Here is a 15,164-nt window from a genome sequence, read left to right on the forward strand (position 1 = left end):
ATCGCTAATATCAAAATTTGAGTGAGAAGTAGGGTTTACTTAGCGATATGTCGAGCTTATCTATATCAACATTTTCTTAATGAGTTATTTAGCGGCACCTTGCAGCATTTCAACCAGTTCGCCCTCTGTAGCCGGTTCTCTCGCAAGTTCAATCACCGCGGAAGCTCCGCCTTTTAACATATAAGCTCGAGTTCCGCAGTGGTCATAGTGGAACCATTTACCGTCTACACATACGTCCGTATAACATCTTGGATCTTGTTTGAGTTCCATATCAATTTCCTTATTAACATTTGCCTAACGTTTTTCAGACTAGTTGATCACAAATTTAGGTAAATTGATCTGAATCAATCTAGAGTGTAATTGATGATTTGATTAGCAAATAGGAGAGGTGTGTCTAGCGTATGAGTGACCTCTTGGTGATTACAGCATTCAAAGGTCGTGATTCTGGTTGGCAACTCTCGCTCTTTTGCTTGCCACGTGAGGCTTTTCTACATACGCTAGCCACTCTCTTAATCCCTATACAGACGTGATTGTGTTGGAAAATGACTAATATCTTTATCGTTGTAATTGTTCTGGTTGTGTTCTTTTACTTTATCCAAAAGTATCTAGTGAAGCATGATGACACCAAAGATCATGCTTACCAGAAAAAAGGGTCGTTGATGTCGGCGCAACAGGCGACATTTTATAACGCACTTAAATCTGCAGTGGGTAACCATGGCGAAGTGTTAGCCAAGGTCAGCATGTCGAACGTTCTTGTTCCTGCTAAGGCGAACAACAAGAAGAATTGGTTTATCGCCAACAACAAAATCTCACGTAGCTACTTTGATTTTGTCGTCTGCGACCCGCGAACGTTAGAGCCCCGCGTGATCATCGAACTTGATAACGGCAAAGAGCTCAATAAGGGAAAGGCCGATCGAGAAAAGCTACTGATCCACGTGTGTAAATCGGCAGGCTTGCCACTGATTGGTGCATCTATTAAACACAGCTACCAAGTGAGCCGTTTGAAGAGGTTACTGGCAGCACACATCGATTTAATCGAGCCATCAAAAGAAGTTCGATTCTGTAAGAAGTGTGGCAGCCCAATGATCATCAAACTGGCCAGCCAAGGTGATTACAAAGGCCGACGCTTTTTCACTTGTAGCCGTCAGCCAAACTGTACGTATACAGAGAACTACAACGTTGTATTCGATGTGGATGAAGATTCTAACTAATATCTTGAGTTAAAATGCTTTATCAGAGGGGTAAGACACGAAACAGGCAGATGTATATAGCTATTGAACTAGAGGCGAAATGTGATCTACTTCAAGCCATTGATCTGCTTTGTGTTTAAAATTCATTCTGATTGTTGTTTTTAAAAGCAAACGAACCGTTTTGTGCAAATTTATCCTTGCGCGCTACCCATTCACTCGTTATTATCCATCTCGTTCTGAAGCGTTAGCCACTTAGTAAAGCGGTTAGTTAAGTTTCAAAGCATTGCCCGCTTAGCTCAGTTGGTTAGAGTACTTGCATGACATGCAAGGTGTCACTGGTTCGAGTCCAGTAGCGGGCACCACATTATACGAAAGAGCCCACCTAGTGTGGGCTTTTTTGTGCCTGTAATTCCTTGTCTTATCAGACTCTTAGCCATTTCTTGGTCCCAAGAGATCCCATGATGTGTTGTAAAATCCACCGTTTAAAGTAACACTGTTAGTAACACTACAAGAAATACGGATTGGTGATGTTACTATGGCTAGGAAAACAACCCCATTAACAGCGACTCAGATCTTACAAGCAAAACCAAAAGAAAAGGAATATAGCCTGCTCGATGGTGATGGTCTTGCATTGAGAATAAAGCCCAATGGTTCCAAATTGTGGCTCTTTAACTATTACCGTCCAATTACTCGTAAACGAGCAAACCTCAGTATTGGTAAATACCCATCTGTATCGCTTGCTAAAGCTCGAACCAAAGCTATTGAAGCTAGAGAACTACTTGCTGATGGTATCGACCCTAAAGAGCACCGTGACACTACTCTTAGAGAAAAACAGTTAGAATTGGCGAATACGTTACAGTCGGTATTTGATGACTGGATTGAAGTGAAGAAAACAAGCGTCAAAGAGCAAACGGCTAAGAAGCTAAAGCAACGGATTGAGAAATACCTCTTGCCCGATCTTGGTAAGTTTCCCCTTGGTGACATTACGGCACCACAAGCGATCAAAACAATTAAACCTATTGCGAACCAAGGTAAATTAGAAACAGTAGGGCGCTTGTGTCGCAACCTCAATGAGATAATGACCTTTGCAGTAAACACAGGTGTGATTGAGCACAACAAGCTCGCAGGTATTGGTAAAGCTTTTGAAACTGCCAAGGTAACCAACCAAGCGTCGTTAGCACCCGATGAACTTCCAGAGCTCCTCAAGACAATCAACTACGCATCCATTAAACCCATCACTCGCTGCTTGCTAGAATGGCAACTTCACACCATGACAAGGCCCTCTGAAACGGCTGGAGCACGTTGGGATGAAATTGACAGAGAAAAGAGGCTTTGGGTCATTCCTGCTGAACGAATGAAAAAAGGAAGAATGCACACCATTCCTTTAACAAAACAAACTTTAGACCTATTAGAGACGATTGATTTCATCACGGGGGATAGTGAATTTCTTTTCCCAGCAGACAAAAGTAACAACAATCACATCAACAAAGAGACAGCAAATAAAGCATTGGTACGAATGGGCATGAAGGGCAGGCAAACGTCTCACGGTTTGCGCGCATTGGCCAGTACGACCCTAAATGAACAGAACTTTGACCCAGACATTATCGAAGCTGCACTTTCTCATGTGGATAGAGATAAGGTAAGAAGCGCATACAATCGCACAGATTACCTTGAACGTCGTAAAGTTCTCATGGCGTGGTGGAGTGATCACATTGAAGAAGCTGCAAAGGGAAGCTTGTCGATGAGTGGTAAAAAGAGTCTTAAGGCTGTGGGTTAGTTGTATGGGAGTGCAAAAGCAACGTATAACTTACATACTTCAACTGCACTAGGTCATACTCGTTCCGACAGCTTTGCTGACAAGTCACGATAAAATCGTACACACGTTCCGTTGGCATCGTGACTCAAAACTGGACATAAACGAGCTAAAGCCCAAGGTCTAACTTGCCTGTATCGGATTAGTAAATGTATGCAAAAACGATAGAGCTAACCAAGATAGGCTATTGGCAACTATATGCCACGATTTGAAAAGTAACGCATGGGTGACTCACCATAGACCCGACGGAACATAGCGATAAAGTTACTGGGCGTTGAATAACCTAAAGTAAATGCTACGTCTCCAACTGATTCTCCGCGTGCCATCATTTCTAATGAATGTATCAGCAGTATCTGTTGCCGCCATTCACTAAAACTCATGTTCAATTCACTTCGAATCAACCTTCTTAATGTTCGAGATGAGATGGCCCCCATACTTGCCCAATGTTCAACTGAGTTTTTGCTGTTTGGATTAGTTAAAATCGCTTGAGTTACCTTTTGTAGTCTTGGGTCTTTGGGCAATGGGATATAAAGTGATTCATGAGGGCTGTTACCGATTTCATCAGAAATAACAGAAAGGATATGTAAACACTGTACAGGTAGCTCCTCTGTTTTGTTCCAGGTGGATGCCCTAATCGATAAAACTTTCAATATATCGCTCATTTCAATCACGCAAGGTCTCATTGGAAACTGCTCACAGATCTCTGGAGCAAACAATAATGACCGACCTTTCAGGGAACCACAAAAATAAACACTGTGCATCGCACCTGGAGGTATCCAACCCGCGCGGTGAGGCGGAAGTATCCAAGTTCCTTCATCAGTTTTAACCTGTATTAGCCCTTCATCTATACACAGTAACTGGCCTCGATGGTGTCTGTGCCAAGTATGCGGCCGTTGATCCAAATGATTAAAGTCACTCCGTTCATGCTGCCATTCCTTGGCGACGAGAACAGCACCATTTTTCCATTCACTGTAATCACAGTTTGTCGTTTTCTCTACGTAGTTCAATATTGGCCACTATTCATTATTTTTTGTCCTTTTAACGTTACCATGGAAAATTAGCGTTCTGGTAACATTTTCATAACGAATGTTTTATCGAAGGCAGATCTATTATGAACGAACCTATTTTTATCTTTTATTACATTACAGCGGGCTTAGGGATTGGCTTTCTCGCAGGACTCGTTGGAGTAGGAGGGGGAGGAATGGCAGTTCCTATTTTTGCGTTTCTGTTTTCAATACAAGGAATAGCTGATCAAGAAGTGGTTCACTTAGCATTAGGGACGTCGATGGCTTCGATGATTATTACAACATTAGGTAGCATGCGAGCTCACTACAAAAAAAAGAATGTTGACTCGATCATGGTCATAAAAATGTTGTGCGGGGTTATAGTCGGGACATTTTGCGCTACATTCGTAGCATCGTATCTACAGGGTGTTTATCTGGCAGGATTTTTCAGCGTATTTATGTTGTATGTTGCTTATAAGATGTTTCTAAAAACAGAGCATGAGTACAATCAATATCCACATGGAGCTATTGGTAATATCACTATTGGTTCAGTAATTGGTTCTGTTTCTGCACTTGTCTCTATAAGCGGCGCAGGCTTAATCATCCCTTATCTTGTCCAACAAAATTTTGAGGTTAAACGTGCTATTGGCACATCTGCTGCGATAGGTTTCCCTATCGCGTTGTCCGGAAGCCTCGGATATATGTTAAATGGTTGGGAGAATACAGATTGGAGCAACTTAATTTTAGGATACATATATCTTCCTGCAATGATTAGCTTTTCCATTAGCAGTTACTTAACTACTAGCCTTGGTGTTCGTTGCGCTGACTATTTTCCAAGTAAAATACTCAAGAAGATCGTTGGCATTTTGTGTCTTGTTCTAAGTTTCAGAATGTTGATACAAGCACTGAATTAGGGAAAATATAGTCATCAGCAGGTCTTGTATTGTAATGTGTGGGGCAACCTTGCCTTTGCTCATAACTGATTATCCGTATTGTGTTTAGAGGCGTAACGCATTTTGGGACATTTCCGTGTCATTGGCTTTTCTAAATTAGCAAATGATGAATAACTACTGGTATGGCAAATTGTTAACTTTATTCCATTTTAAATGCTTATAGATAATAGTTATTAAGCGCATTGCTATCTCCTATTTAATACACTCATATTGCTCTTGCAAACATACCCATAACAAAATATAGTAAACTAGTTTACTAACTTCCAATCGAGATGGAACAGAATGATTTTTGAAGAACGTATTTGCATTGAAGCCTCACCTCAAGACATATATTCGTTATATACCGATGTGGAAAATTGGAGCAAATGGGATAAAGAAGTTGACTATTCTCATCTCATGGGAGAGTTCAAGATAGGAACTAAAGGTATTCTAAAGCCAAGTAATGGACCAAAATCACGGATTGTAATTACAGATGCCACACCAAATAAGCACTTTACAGTAACAAGTAAACTACCATTCTGCATTCTATCGTTTGAGCATCATTTGCAGGTCAAGGGAAAAGTAACTCAAGTAATTCATAGAGTTAAGTTTTCAGGTTTAACTAGCTTTTTATTTGGGAAAGTCGTTGGGAAGAAAATCTATAAAGGCCTTCCGTCTACTCTTGAAGGACTAAAAAAAAGGGCTGAAAACAATGTTTAAGCATGAGCTCCCTTCGAACAGCGTAGGTCTACAACTCTGGGTTGTTTACAATAAATGGCATTCAGAGGTAATGAAGCACCTTAAGCCTCTAAATATTAATCATACTCAGTTCGTTATACTCGCCTCCATACTATGGTGTAACAAGAATAAAAACGAAACAACACAAGCAGAAATAGTCAATATCACTGGCTTGGATAAGATGACATTATCCAAGTCGATGAAGACTCTAGTCGCTAATGAGATCATAATTAAAGATAAAGGCGTTAGAGATACACGTAGTTTTTCGCTCAAACTCTCGAAAGATGGAGAATCTCTAACAAAAAAAGCCATCGCTCAGGTAGAAGAGTTAGACCAGCTATACTTCGAGAGCCTACAAGACCAGAGAGCAATATTTACTTCTCTGCTACTAGGCCTTAAAAATAGTTAAGCGAATCTAATGATATAACAATTTGCCGATTAAACTTCCACACATGTGGGATCGATTATTATTCAACCTAAGAAACTTTTGGACAAAACCAACTTAACGTAAAAGCTCTACAGTCCCGCTTTCAGATAACTTTTTGTATCGCAAAAAGTCATAGACCACCGTTCTCAGTGGTGGTTGGGATGACAGGGATTAGACAAAAGTTTCCACCATAGAACGCTCTTGTTAGATTCGTAACAAAATGATCTTTAGCAGGATGTAGCATCACTATTACATGTTATCTGTAATAGCAGCTGTTATGAGTAATCTGCTCTCCGAGTTCTAAACTAATTTTCGTCTTGGAAAAGTTGCATATTACCTAATAGCCGCTCGGCCTTACCCGTCATTGTCAAAGGCATTATTCCTTCATCTGAAATCTTTTTTAGTACCAATGCTGATGGGCTTACCCCATAACAGCGAGCTTCTTCTCTAGTTTTCTTCACAATGTGTTTGTTAGCTTCGCTGTCGTAGTTATTAGGTAAAGCTCCATCAAACTCGAAGGATCCATCTAGTAGTGGTGAGTAAGCGACCAGGTTGATGTTTGGGTTCCTTTCTCTTAGTGCACTGATGATCTCGGTATCAAGACAAATTTGTACTCCCAAGTCGACTCCTTTTAGCGGTTCAATTACTGTGTGACGATACTGTGCATAGCTAATAGGCGTTAAATCATGAGCACTAATGACGTCCTGCAGTTCTTTGATTCGGGGTAAGGAAAAATTAGAAATTCCAAGTCGCTTAACTACACCATCGTTAATCAAGGAACTAAGTGCAGACCATGTTTCCAATAAAGGTGTCGATATATCATCAATGTGGGCATACAGAACATCAATGTAATCTGTCGATAAACGGTCAAGACATGCTTGCACTGCTCTGTCTATAGCTACTTTGCTCAAGCCTTCTGCTCTATCAAAGTTCCTACCATCAAGGGGTTGTGCGCCAATTTTTGTATGAATTTCGATTTGTTTCCTTTCTTTAGTTCTAAGCCAGTTACCAATAACTCTTTCACTTTCTCCGCCTCTTCCTGCCCAAAATGCATAATTGTTAGCAGTGTCGATTATGGTTCCACCGTTTTCAATAAAGGTATCCATGATTTCATGAGCTTGTGATTCAGATATTGATGTCCCAAAGCCTGCAGTTCCAAGTCCTACATTCATTATTCGCACCTCTTAGCAGTTAGTTACATGTGTTTTTTAAGGCAAAAAGATCAGTATGCCCTTTCTATGTTCTAAACATTACAGGACAATAGACTTTCAGCAATAAAACGATATGCAAAGGTCTTTTCATGAGTGAAATGGATTTAAACTGGAGTGATCTACAACTATTTATTTACGTTGCTAAGGAAGGAGGTCTATCCGCAGCCGCAAAATCAAGTCAACGCAGCCCCGCTACACTTGGTCGCAGAATGCACGCACTCGAACAAACTCTGGGGAAAGAGTTATTTTTTCGCCATGATCGGGGATATGAGTTGCTTGCTGCTGGAGAAAAGTTGCTAAAAGAACTAACAGCGTTGGAGTCACAAATAACAACAATTACAGGAGTGTGTTCACAAGACAATAGACCTTTAGTGAAAATCTCTGCGGGCACATGGACTACGTTATTTTTGATACAAAATATAAACCAGTTTTCAGCTACTCTAGATAAAACTCTTATACGCTTTATCTCTACAGAAAAAATATTGAATATATCCCATAGAGAGGTCGTCATAGGTATTCGGAATATCAGACCTACAGATGAATCCTTAGTTTGCCGTAAACTGAAACGAGTTGAGTTTGCTCCTTATTCAACTAAAAATTCCCCTGAAATATGGATAAAGGTATTATCAGATACCCCTTCAGGTCGTTGGCTCGATCGTTTTGTAGGTTACAACTCGATTTGTGAAGTTAGTGAACCACGAAATAGCCTTGATCTAGCTCTTCAGAATAAAGGTATTGCACTTCTCCCGACTTTTATTGGAGACGCACAACGTCAACTTCATCGCATAGGAAACATTATTGATGAACTGGGGCATGACCAATGGCTAGTAACACATCACGAAGATCGTTACTTACCCGAAGTAAAGACTCTGATTAGTACGTTAGGAGAAGCTCTGAGATAAGACTTGCATAGATATGCAGTTGTAAGTGGTTTTTGTTATGCACTAATGAAGTGAGGATAATCTGGTTTCTATCAGTTCTGAGAAGCTTTGGGGCATAAATGAGATAAAGTAATCTGTCAGATCTGATTAAACCTTGATTGAAAAGTGACAGATTGCGTCCTGACTAATCCACTTTAACGACAACTATATTCCAATAGAAGTTTATCGAACTTTTAAAATGTAATACGCTCAAAGTGGTTAGAAATGGTTACACAGGTTCTAATCATGTTGAGTGCCATGCAAACTTAACTACTATTCGTTATTTAATTACACCCCCTAAATGTATTTATCAATTCTCAATAACATTGTTCCCGTAATAGTTATCTCTCCATACAAGATATATTGAATTTCCGACTCATACATAGTGACCATTGTCTGGTTTTTACCAATAAAACACTCATTAATATTAGCCACTGAAATCTGACTCTCCACCTAACATTCTCCACGCCAAAACATGAATACATTACGTTAGCACAATGTTATTCAATTGTTATCATTCTCGTATTTTTCCGTTCTTTAAATACCCCAGCGTATGATGTTAACTATTCATTAACATTATCGATCGTCATAATTAACGTTACTGTGTCTGTGTCACGGTTTGGTTGTGCATGGTAATTTTTGTATTGAACTATGAGATAGCATGTATTCGTCAATTTTATTGAACCCTACACATAATAAAAAAGGATTGATGGACATGAAAAAGGTATTACTAAAAGCTGCTGCACTAACTCTTGCTCTTGCTGCTGCAGGTGCACACGCTAAAGACTATGAAATTGTAAACGTCGTTAAAGTATCTGGTATTCCTTGGTTTAACCAAATGAACAAAGGTATTGAACAAGCAGCAACTGACTTTGGTGTTAACGCACGCCAACTTGGTCCTTCTACACCAGACCCAGCACAACAAGTAAAAATTATTGAAGACTTGATTGCTAAAGGTGTCGATGCAATTACGGTTGTGCCAAATGATGTAACGGTTCTTGAGCCGGTATTCAAGAAGGCACGTGAGAAGGGCATTATCGTTTTAACTCACGAATCTCCGGATGGGCACGGAGCTGATTGGGATATCGAAACTATTGATAACCAATCCTATGCGAAAGTGACTATGGATGAGCTTGCAAAAAATATGGGTGAGAAAGGTGGATACGCTGTTTACGTAGGTTCACTTACGGTGCCGTTACATAATAACTGGGCAAATTTGGCAATAGATTACCAAAAGCAAACTTACCCAGAAATGTATGAAGTGACCAGCCGCATGCCTGTTGCTGAAAGTATCGATCAATCATACGCAGCGACCAACGACTTGATGAAGGCTCACCCTGATATGGCAGGTATTGTTTCTTATGGTTCTCTAGGTGGCATTGGTGCTGGGGAAGCGATTAAGAAGAAACGAGCTAGAGATAAGATCAGTGTTGTAGGCATCTTAATGCCAAGCCAAGCCGCACCTTACTTGATGCGCGGCGAGATTGATAAAGGATACTTGTGGAACCCTGCTGATGCTGGCTACGCGATGGTCGCTGTTGCAAAACAAATGCTAGATGGCAAAGCAGTAACAGATGGCGTAAACGTTAAAGGTTTGGGTGATGCTGAAATCGATACAGAAAAACGCGTAGTGAAATTTAATAAGATCCTTGAAGTCGATAAAACAAACGCGCGTCAACTTGGCTTCTAAGCGTTAACTTTGACAAGTTCGTTAATGTTTTACTGATAACAAGTAATAACTTCGGGGTAGTGCAATTCTACCCCATGATTTATGGAAATTCATATGTCTGGTACTCCTTTCATTACCCTCAAGAAGGTGTCAAAACATTTTGGCTCAGTGAAAGCCTTGGATGGTATTAACCTAACCTTCAATCAAGGCGAAGTACACTGTTTAGCTGGAAAAAATGGCTGTGGTAAAAGCACATTGTTCAAAGTTATTTCGGGTGTCCATGCGCCGGAAAAAGGTGCTGAAATTCTACTTGAAGGTAAAAAATATCCACGCTTAAATCCGCAGCAATCAATTGAGCATGGCATTCAAGTTATTTATCAAGACTTGTCGCTTTTCCCTAACCTTACCGTCGCAGAAAACATAGCTATTCAAGATCATGTTGAGTGGACAAAGGGATTAGTTCAGCAAAAGCGTATCGAAGAGATTGCGATTAAAGCAATGGCGAAAGTCGGCGTGAAGCTACCATTGGATAAGCGTGTAGAGCAACTTTCGATTGCAGAGTGTCAATTGGTTGCAATTTGTCGAGCGATGGCGTCTGACGCCAAGCTAATGATCATGGATGAGCCAACCGCATCGTTAACTCGTACTGAGGTCAATCACCTGATCGAAGTTGTTGCGGATCTAAAATCGAAAGGTGTTACCGTTGTTTTTGTTAGCCACAAGCTCGACGAAGTGATGGAGATCTCTGATCGCATTACCGTTATCCGTGATGGCCGTACCATTGGTACCTATCAAGCCGATGAAGTGGATAGCGACGAGTTGGCATTTTTAATGACAGGTCAACGTTTTGAATTTTCGCCTTTAGCGCCATACCAACAACAAGGTGATGTGAAGCTAGAAGTAAAAAACCTGACTAAACAAGGTCAATATCACGATGTATCGCTGTCGGTTCGTGCAGGTGAAATCGTCTCCATTACTGGATTACTTGGAGCGGGTCGCACCGAGCTTTGCATGGCATTATTTGGAATGAATAAGCCTGACAGCGGCGAGATCCTAATTAATGGTCAACCGACGTCGTTTCGCTCCAATCGTGATGCGATCGCACAAGGGATTGGTTATGTATCAGAAGACCGCATGTCAACTGGATTAGTCATGGACCAGTCGATTCAAGACAACATTACTGCTTCGGTATTAAAGCGTTTACAAAAGCCATCGGGTGTACTGGACCATCTTAAAGCCAATAAGCTAGTGGAAAAGCTTATCTCATCACTATCAATCAAAGTTGCAGATCCAAAATTACCTGTTACTAGCCTTTCTGGTGGTAACGCGCAGCGCATTTCGATTGCCAAGTGGATCGCGGCAGAGCCCGAAGTTCTGATTCTTGACTCACCGACCGTCGGTGTTGATGTCGCTAACAAAGAAGCCATCTACAACATTGCCAAAGACCTTGCTGCAAGTGGTATGGCGATCATTATGGTGAGTGATGAAATCCCTGAAGTGTTTTACAACAGTCACCGAGTGATTGTGATGAAAGAAGGACGTTTTACCCATGACTTCCAACCGACTAATTGCTCAGAGCAACAAATCATGGAGGCCGTCAATGCATAATCAATTTAAGCGCCAATTGGCTTCGTTTAGCAAGCGTCACGAATTCTATCTCTCCGTAATGATCGTACTGATTGTAGCGGTACTGACTGCGGCATCAGAAGATTTTCTTACGTTAGGTAATATCTTCGATATGTCAGTAAGCTCGGCGTTACTTGGCATTATGGCTTGTGGTCTATTTGTAGTACTTATTGCTGGTGGGATTGATATTTCATTTCCCGCCACGGCAGCAATTGCCCAATATGTTGCGGCCACATACATTCTAAGTATTGGCGGTAACTTTATGATTGCCTTTGGTATTGCCGCATTGGTTGGTGTGCTATTGGGTATGATTAACGCAACATTGGTTTATAAGCTCAAAGTACCGGCGATTATCATAACCATTTCCACGTTGAACCTGTTCTTCGGCCTTCTGATTTATTTTAGCAATGGCGAGTGGTTATATGGTTTCCCTGATTGGTTTATGGACGGTGTTGAGTTATTTAGCTTCACTGGAAGCGATGGTTATGACTATGGCTTGTCACTGCCAATTCTGACTTTAATTGCCATGATTGCGCTAACGTCGTTTTTAATGTCGAAAACGCGTTTAGGCCGTCAAATATACGCTGTGGGTGGTAATGCTGATGCCGCGAGCCGTATCGGTATAAACCTCTTTGGCATCAATTTGTTTGTGTATGGTTACATGGGAGCGCTAGCGGGTATTGCGTCAGTAGTTCAAACACAAATTACTCAATCGGTGGCGCCAAACTCTTTAATGGGTTTTGAGCTTACTGTGCTTGCGGCTGTAGTACTTGGTGGAACGAGTATGACGGGAGGCAAAGGAACCTTATTCGGTGTGATTTTAGGTGTGATTTTGTTAGCGGTGGTGAAAAACGGTTTAACACTATTGAGCGTGCCTTCTTACTGGCACACCGTTGTTACGGGGTTGATTATTGTTTGCAGTATCAGCATGACCGCGATTAATGAGAAAAAACAAGCAGCGCAGGGGGCATAATGGAACAGGTTCTAAATAGTTTAAAGCTGCCAACGGATAAGAACATTCGGTACTTGTTAGTTATTTTAGTTGGTATTTTGGCGGTGATGGGCTTTACCAGCGGTCAAGCATTTTTCTCAATCGGCAACTTACAATCGATGTCATCGCAAATGCCGCTATTGGGTTTACTCGCATTGGCAATGGCAGTATGTATGTTGACTGGTGGTATTAACCTATCAATCATCGCTACTACTAATGCATGTGGCTTAGTTATGGCGAGCATCATAACCCAAGCACCAGATAGCTCTGCGATGTTGGTATTAGCACTGGCGGGTGGTCTGATTACAGCAGTAGTAATTGGCCTTCTTAACGGAGCATTAATCGCTTACGTTGGAGTCTCTCCAATTCTTGCTACTTTGGGCATGATGACGTTGATCAATGGCCTTAATGTCCTTATTTCAGGTGGCAGCGTAATCTCAGGATTCCCTGAAGCACTATTGGTTCTAGGTAATGGCTCGTTAATGGGCATCCCTATGCCGCTTATCTTGTTTGTCGGTTTTGCGATTGGTTTGTGGGGTTTACTTGAGCATACCAGTCTTGGCCGCACGATTTACATGATGGGCTCTAACGAGAAAGCCACACGATTCTCAGGCATCAATACTCAAAAAGCCACATTGTATGTATATGCGCTCTCTTCAATTCTATGTTGGGCGGCCGCAATTGTAATGATGGCAAAATTCAACTCAGCTAAAGCTGGTTATGGAGAGTCTTATCTATTAATTGCGATTTTGGCTTCAGTGCTCGGTGGCATCAATCCAGATGGTGGTTTTGGACGCATTATTGGTATTGGCTTAGCACTGATTGTCCTGCAAACGTTAGAAAGTGGTCTTAATTTACTGGGAGTGAGCAGTTATCTCACTATGGCGCTGTGGGGCGGCATCTTGATCCTATTTATCTTCTTACAAAAAAATAAGGCTTAACGGGGAAGGATATGAGTATTTATTTTATCGGTGTTGACGTAGGCAGTGGTAGTGCACGAGCAGGCGTATTCGATGCTCTTGGGCGTAAAGTCGGTGAAGCGAAGCGCGATACCCAAATGTTTAAGCCACAAGCAGACTTCATTGAGCAATCTTCAGAAAACATTTGGCAGTGTGTGTGTTTGGCAGTAAAAGACGCCGTTTCACAAGCGAATATCGATCCTATTCAAGTAAAAGGCATTGGTTTTGATGCTACATGCTCGCTTGTTGTATTGGACAACAAAGGCGAACCTTTAACAGTTAGCCCAACAGGTCGTAGTGAACAAAATATTGTGATGTGGATGGATCACCGTGCTATCACGCAAGCAGAACGCATCAACACTACTGAACACCCAGTGTTGGCATATGTTGGCAACCGTATTTCGCCAGAAATGCAAACACCAAAGCTATTATGGTTAAAACAAAATATGCCCAATACATGGTCTAAAGCAGGCTATTTCTTTGACTTACCAGATTTCCTGACTTGGAAAGCTACCTTTGATGCTAGTCGATCGCTTTGTTCAACTGTATGCAAATGGACTTACCTTGGTCACGAAAGTAAGTGGGATAAGAGTTTCTTTGAACTGATAGGTTTAGAAGACTTACTTGAAGATAACGCGCAATCCATTGGCGATCGTATTTTACCAATGGGTCAGCCTGTCGGGGATGGCCTAACGGTTCATGCGGCGGATGATCTCGGCCTGGTGGCCGGAACAGCCGTTGGTACCTCAATCATCGATGCACACGCTGGTGGTATAGGAGTATTAGGTGCTGCGGGGATGACGGGTGAAAAGGCCGATTTCAATAAACGTTTGGCTTTGATCGGTGGAACCTCTTCTTGCCACATGGCGGCATCAAAAACGGCACGTTTTATCGATGGGGTTTGGGGGGCATACTACGGTGCAATGATACCTGGTTACTGGCTTAATGAGGGTGGGCAATCAGCAACGGGTGCTTTGATTGACCACATTATTACTTCACACCCAATCTATGACAGAGCTAAAGAGCAGGCTGATAAATTGGGTCAAACCATCTATCAATTGCTTAATAGCCGTTTGTTAGAACTTGCTGGTAGCAAAGAAGATATAGCTTTTTTGACGAAAGATATCCATGTGTTGCCTTACTTCCATGGCAACCGTTCGCCACGAGCTAATCCCCATTTAACTGGCACTATTACTGGCCTTAAAATGTCGAAAACCATTGATGATATGGCGATGCAATATCTCGCAACGTTACAAGGTATTGCTTTAGGTACACGTCATATCATTGAAGTGATGAACGAAGCTGGATACGAGATTGATACCATTATGGCTTGCGGCGGTGGTACTAAGAATAGTGTCTTCTTACAGGAACATGCTAACGCCACTGGCTGTATGATTTTGTTGCCTGAAGAAAGCGAAGCCGTATTGCTGGGCTCTGCAATGCTCGGCTCTGTCGCCGCTAACTTCTACAGTGATATCCCAGACGCTATGAATGCCATGAGTCGTATCAGTAAGAGCGTAATGCCACAAACTGAAAAGATTAAGCGGTTCTATGACGCGAAATATAAAGTATTCCACAAGATGTATGAAGATGACGTGGAGTACAAACGTTTAATGGGAGAGTTTTAGATAAGCCCCCATATATTTCAAAATGTAATTTATGGTTCTGTTAACGGTCTAGTTAT

Annotated in this window: 13 protein-coding genes and 1 tRNA gene; 11 read left to right on the forward strand and 3 right to left on the reverse strand. The window is 41.6% G+C overall.

Annotated elements, in window-relative coordinates:
- Positions 1-84: 84 nt before the first annotated feature.
- Entirely contained in the window at positions 85-270 is a 186-nt protein-coding gene (locus tag L3V36_RS02295) for a hypothetical protein (protein ID WP_004734943.1), read from the reverse strand.
- A 272-nt stretch (positions 271-542) separates the two neighbouring features.
- On the opposite strand from L3V36_RS02295, the gene L3V36_RS02300 reads away from it, so the two are divergent.
- The 3 genes from L3V36_RS02300 to L3V36_RS02310 all read left to right on the forward strand — a co-directional run bounded on the left by L3V36_RS02300 (position 543) and on the right by L3V36_RS02310 (position 2,967).
- The gene (locus L3V36_RS02300; RefSeq protein WP_208774225.1) at positions 543-1,211 is read left to right on the forward strand and encodes a DUF2726 domain-containing protein; all 669 of its coding nucleotides are present in this window, start codon (positions 543-545) and stop codon (positions 1,209-1,211) included.
- A 264-nt stretch (positions 1,212-1,475) separates the two neighbouring features.
- Positions 1,476-1,552 (forward strand) — tRNA-Val (locus L3V36_RS02305).
- Between the two features lie 173 nt (positions 1,553-1,725).
- Complete coding sequence (locus L3V36_RS02310) at positions 1,726-2,967, forward strand: integrase domain-containing protein (protein ID WP_102481789.1); 1,242 nt, start codon at positions 1,726-1,728, stop codon at positions 2,965-2,967.
- Positions 2,968-3,197: 230 nt separating this feature from the next.
- On the opposite strand, the gene L3V36_RS02315 is transcribed toward L3V36_RS02310, so the two are convergent.
- Positions 3,198-4,010, reverse strand: a complete 813-nt coding sequence (locus L3V36_RS02315; protein WP_102481788.1) for a helix-turn-helix transcriptional regulator — start codon at positions 4,008-4,010, stop codon at positions 3,198-3,200.
- Positions 4,011-4,114: 104 nt separating this feature from the next.
- Between L3V36_RS02315 and L3V36_RS02320 the strand changes: the two genes are divergently transcribed.
- Complete coding sequence (locus L3V36_RS02320; RefSeq protein ID WP_102481787.1) at positions 4,115-4,921, forward strand: sulfite exporter TauE/SafE family protein; 807 nt, start codon at positions 4,115-4,117, stop codon at positions 4,919-4,921.
- A 321-nt stretch (positions 4,922-5,242) separates the two neighbouring features.
- Entirely contained in the window at positions 5,243-5,659 is a 417-nt protein-coding gene (locus L3V36_RS02325; protein ID WP_108091300.1) for an SRPBCC family protein, read from the forward strand.
- A 750-nt stretch (positions 5,660-6,409) separates the two neighbouring features.
- On the opposite strand, the gene L3V36_RS02335 is transcribed toward L3V36_RS02325, so the two are convergent.
- Positions 6,410-7,276 (reverse strand): aldo/keto reductase, encoded by an 867-nt coding sequence (locus L3V36_RS02335; protein WP_108091299.1) that lies wholly within the window; start codon positions 7,274-7,276, stop codon positions 6,410-6,412.
- A gap of 128 nt (positions 7,277-7,404) precedes the next feature.
- On the opposite strand from L3V36_RS02335, the gene L3V36_RS02340 reads away from it, so the two are divergent.
- The 6 genes from L3V36_RS02340 to L3V36_RS02365 all read left to right on the forward strand — a co-directional run bounded on the left by L3V36_RS02340 (position 7,405) and on the right by L3V36_RS02365 (position 15,108).
- On the forward strand, positions 7,405-8,217 hold the full coding sequence (locus tag L3V36_RS02340) for a LysR family transcriptional regulator (protein WP_208774227.1): 813 nt from the start codon (positions 7,405-7,407) through the stop codon (positions 8,215-8,217).
- Positions 8,218-8,950: 733 nt separating this feature from the next.
- Entirely contained in the window at positions 8,951-9,925 is a 975-nt protein-coding gene (locus L3V36_RS02345; protein ID WP_108091297.1) for an autoinducer 2 ABC transporter substrate-binding protein, read from the forward strand.
- A gap of 93 nt (positions 9,926-10,018) precedes the next feature.
- Positions 10,019-11,512, forward strand: coding sequence for a sugar ABC transporter ATP-binding protein (locus tag L3V36_RS02350; protein ID WP_108091296.1), 1,494 nt, complete (start codon positions 10,019-10,021; stop codon positions 11,510-11,512).
- A complete protein-coding gene (locus L3V36_RS02355; RefSeq protein ID WP_108091295.1) occupies positions 11,505-12,503 on the forward strand; it encodes an ABC transporter permease in 999 nt (332 codons plus the stop codon). The genes L3V36_RS02350 and L3V36_RS02355 overlap by 8 nt, the downstream gene beginning before the upstream one ends.
- A complete protein-coding gene (locus L3V36_RS02360; RefSeq protein WP_016790621.1) occupies positions 12,503-13,462 on the forward strand; it encodes an ABC transporter permease in 960 nt (319 codons plus the stop codon). The genes L3V36_RS02355 and L3V36_RS02360 overlap by 1 nt, the downstream gene beginning before the upstream one ends.
- Positions 13,463-13,473: 11 nt before the next feature.
- Complete coding sequence (locus L3V36_RS02365; RefSeq protein ID WP_208774229.1) at positions 13,474-15,108, forward strand: FGGY-family carbohydrate kinase; 1,635 nt, start codon at positions 13,474-13,476, stop codon at positions 15,106-15,108.
- Positions 15,109-15,164 lie beyond the last annotated feature (56 nt).

The sequence above is a fragment of the Vibrio sp. G-C-1 genome, from assembly GCF_021728015.1.
GTDB classification, from domain to species: Bacteria; Pseudomonadota; Gammaproteobacteria; order Enterobacterales; family Vibrionaceae; genus Vibrio; species Vibrio splendidus.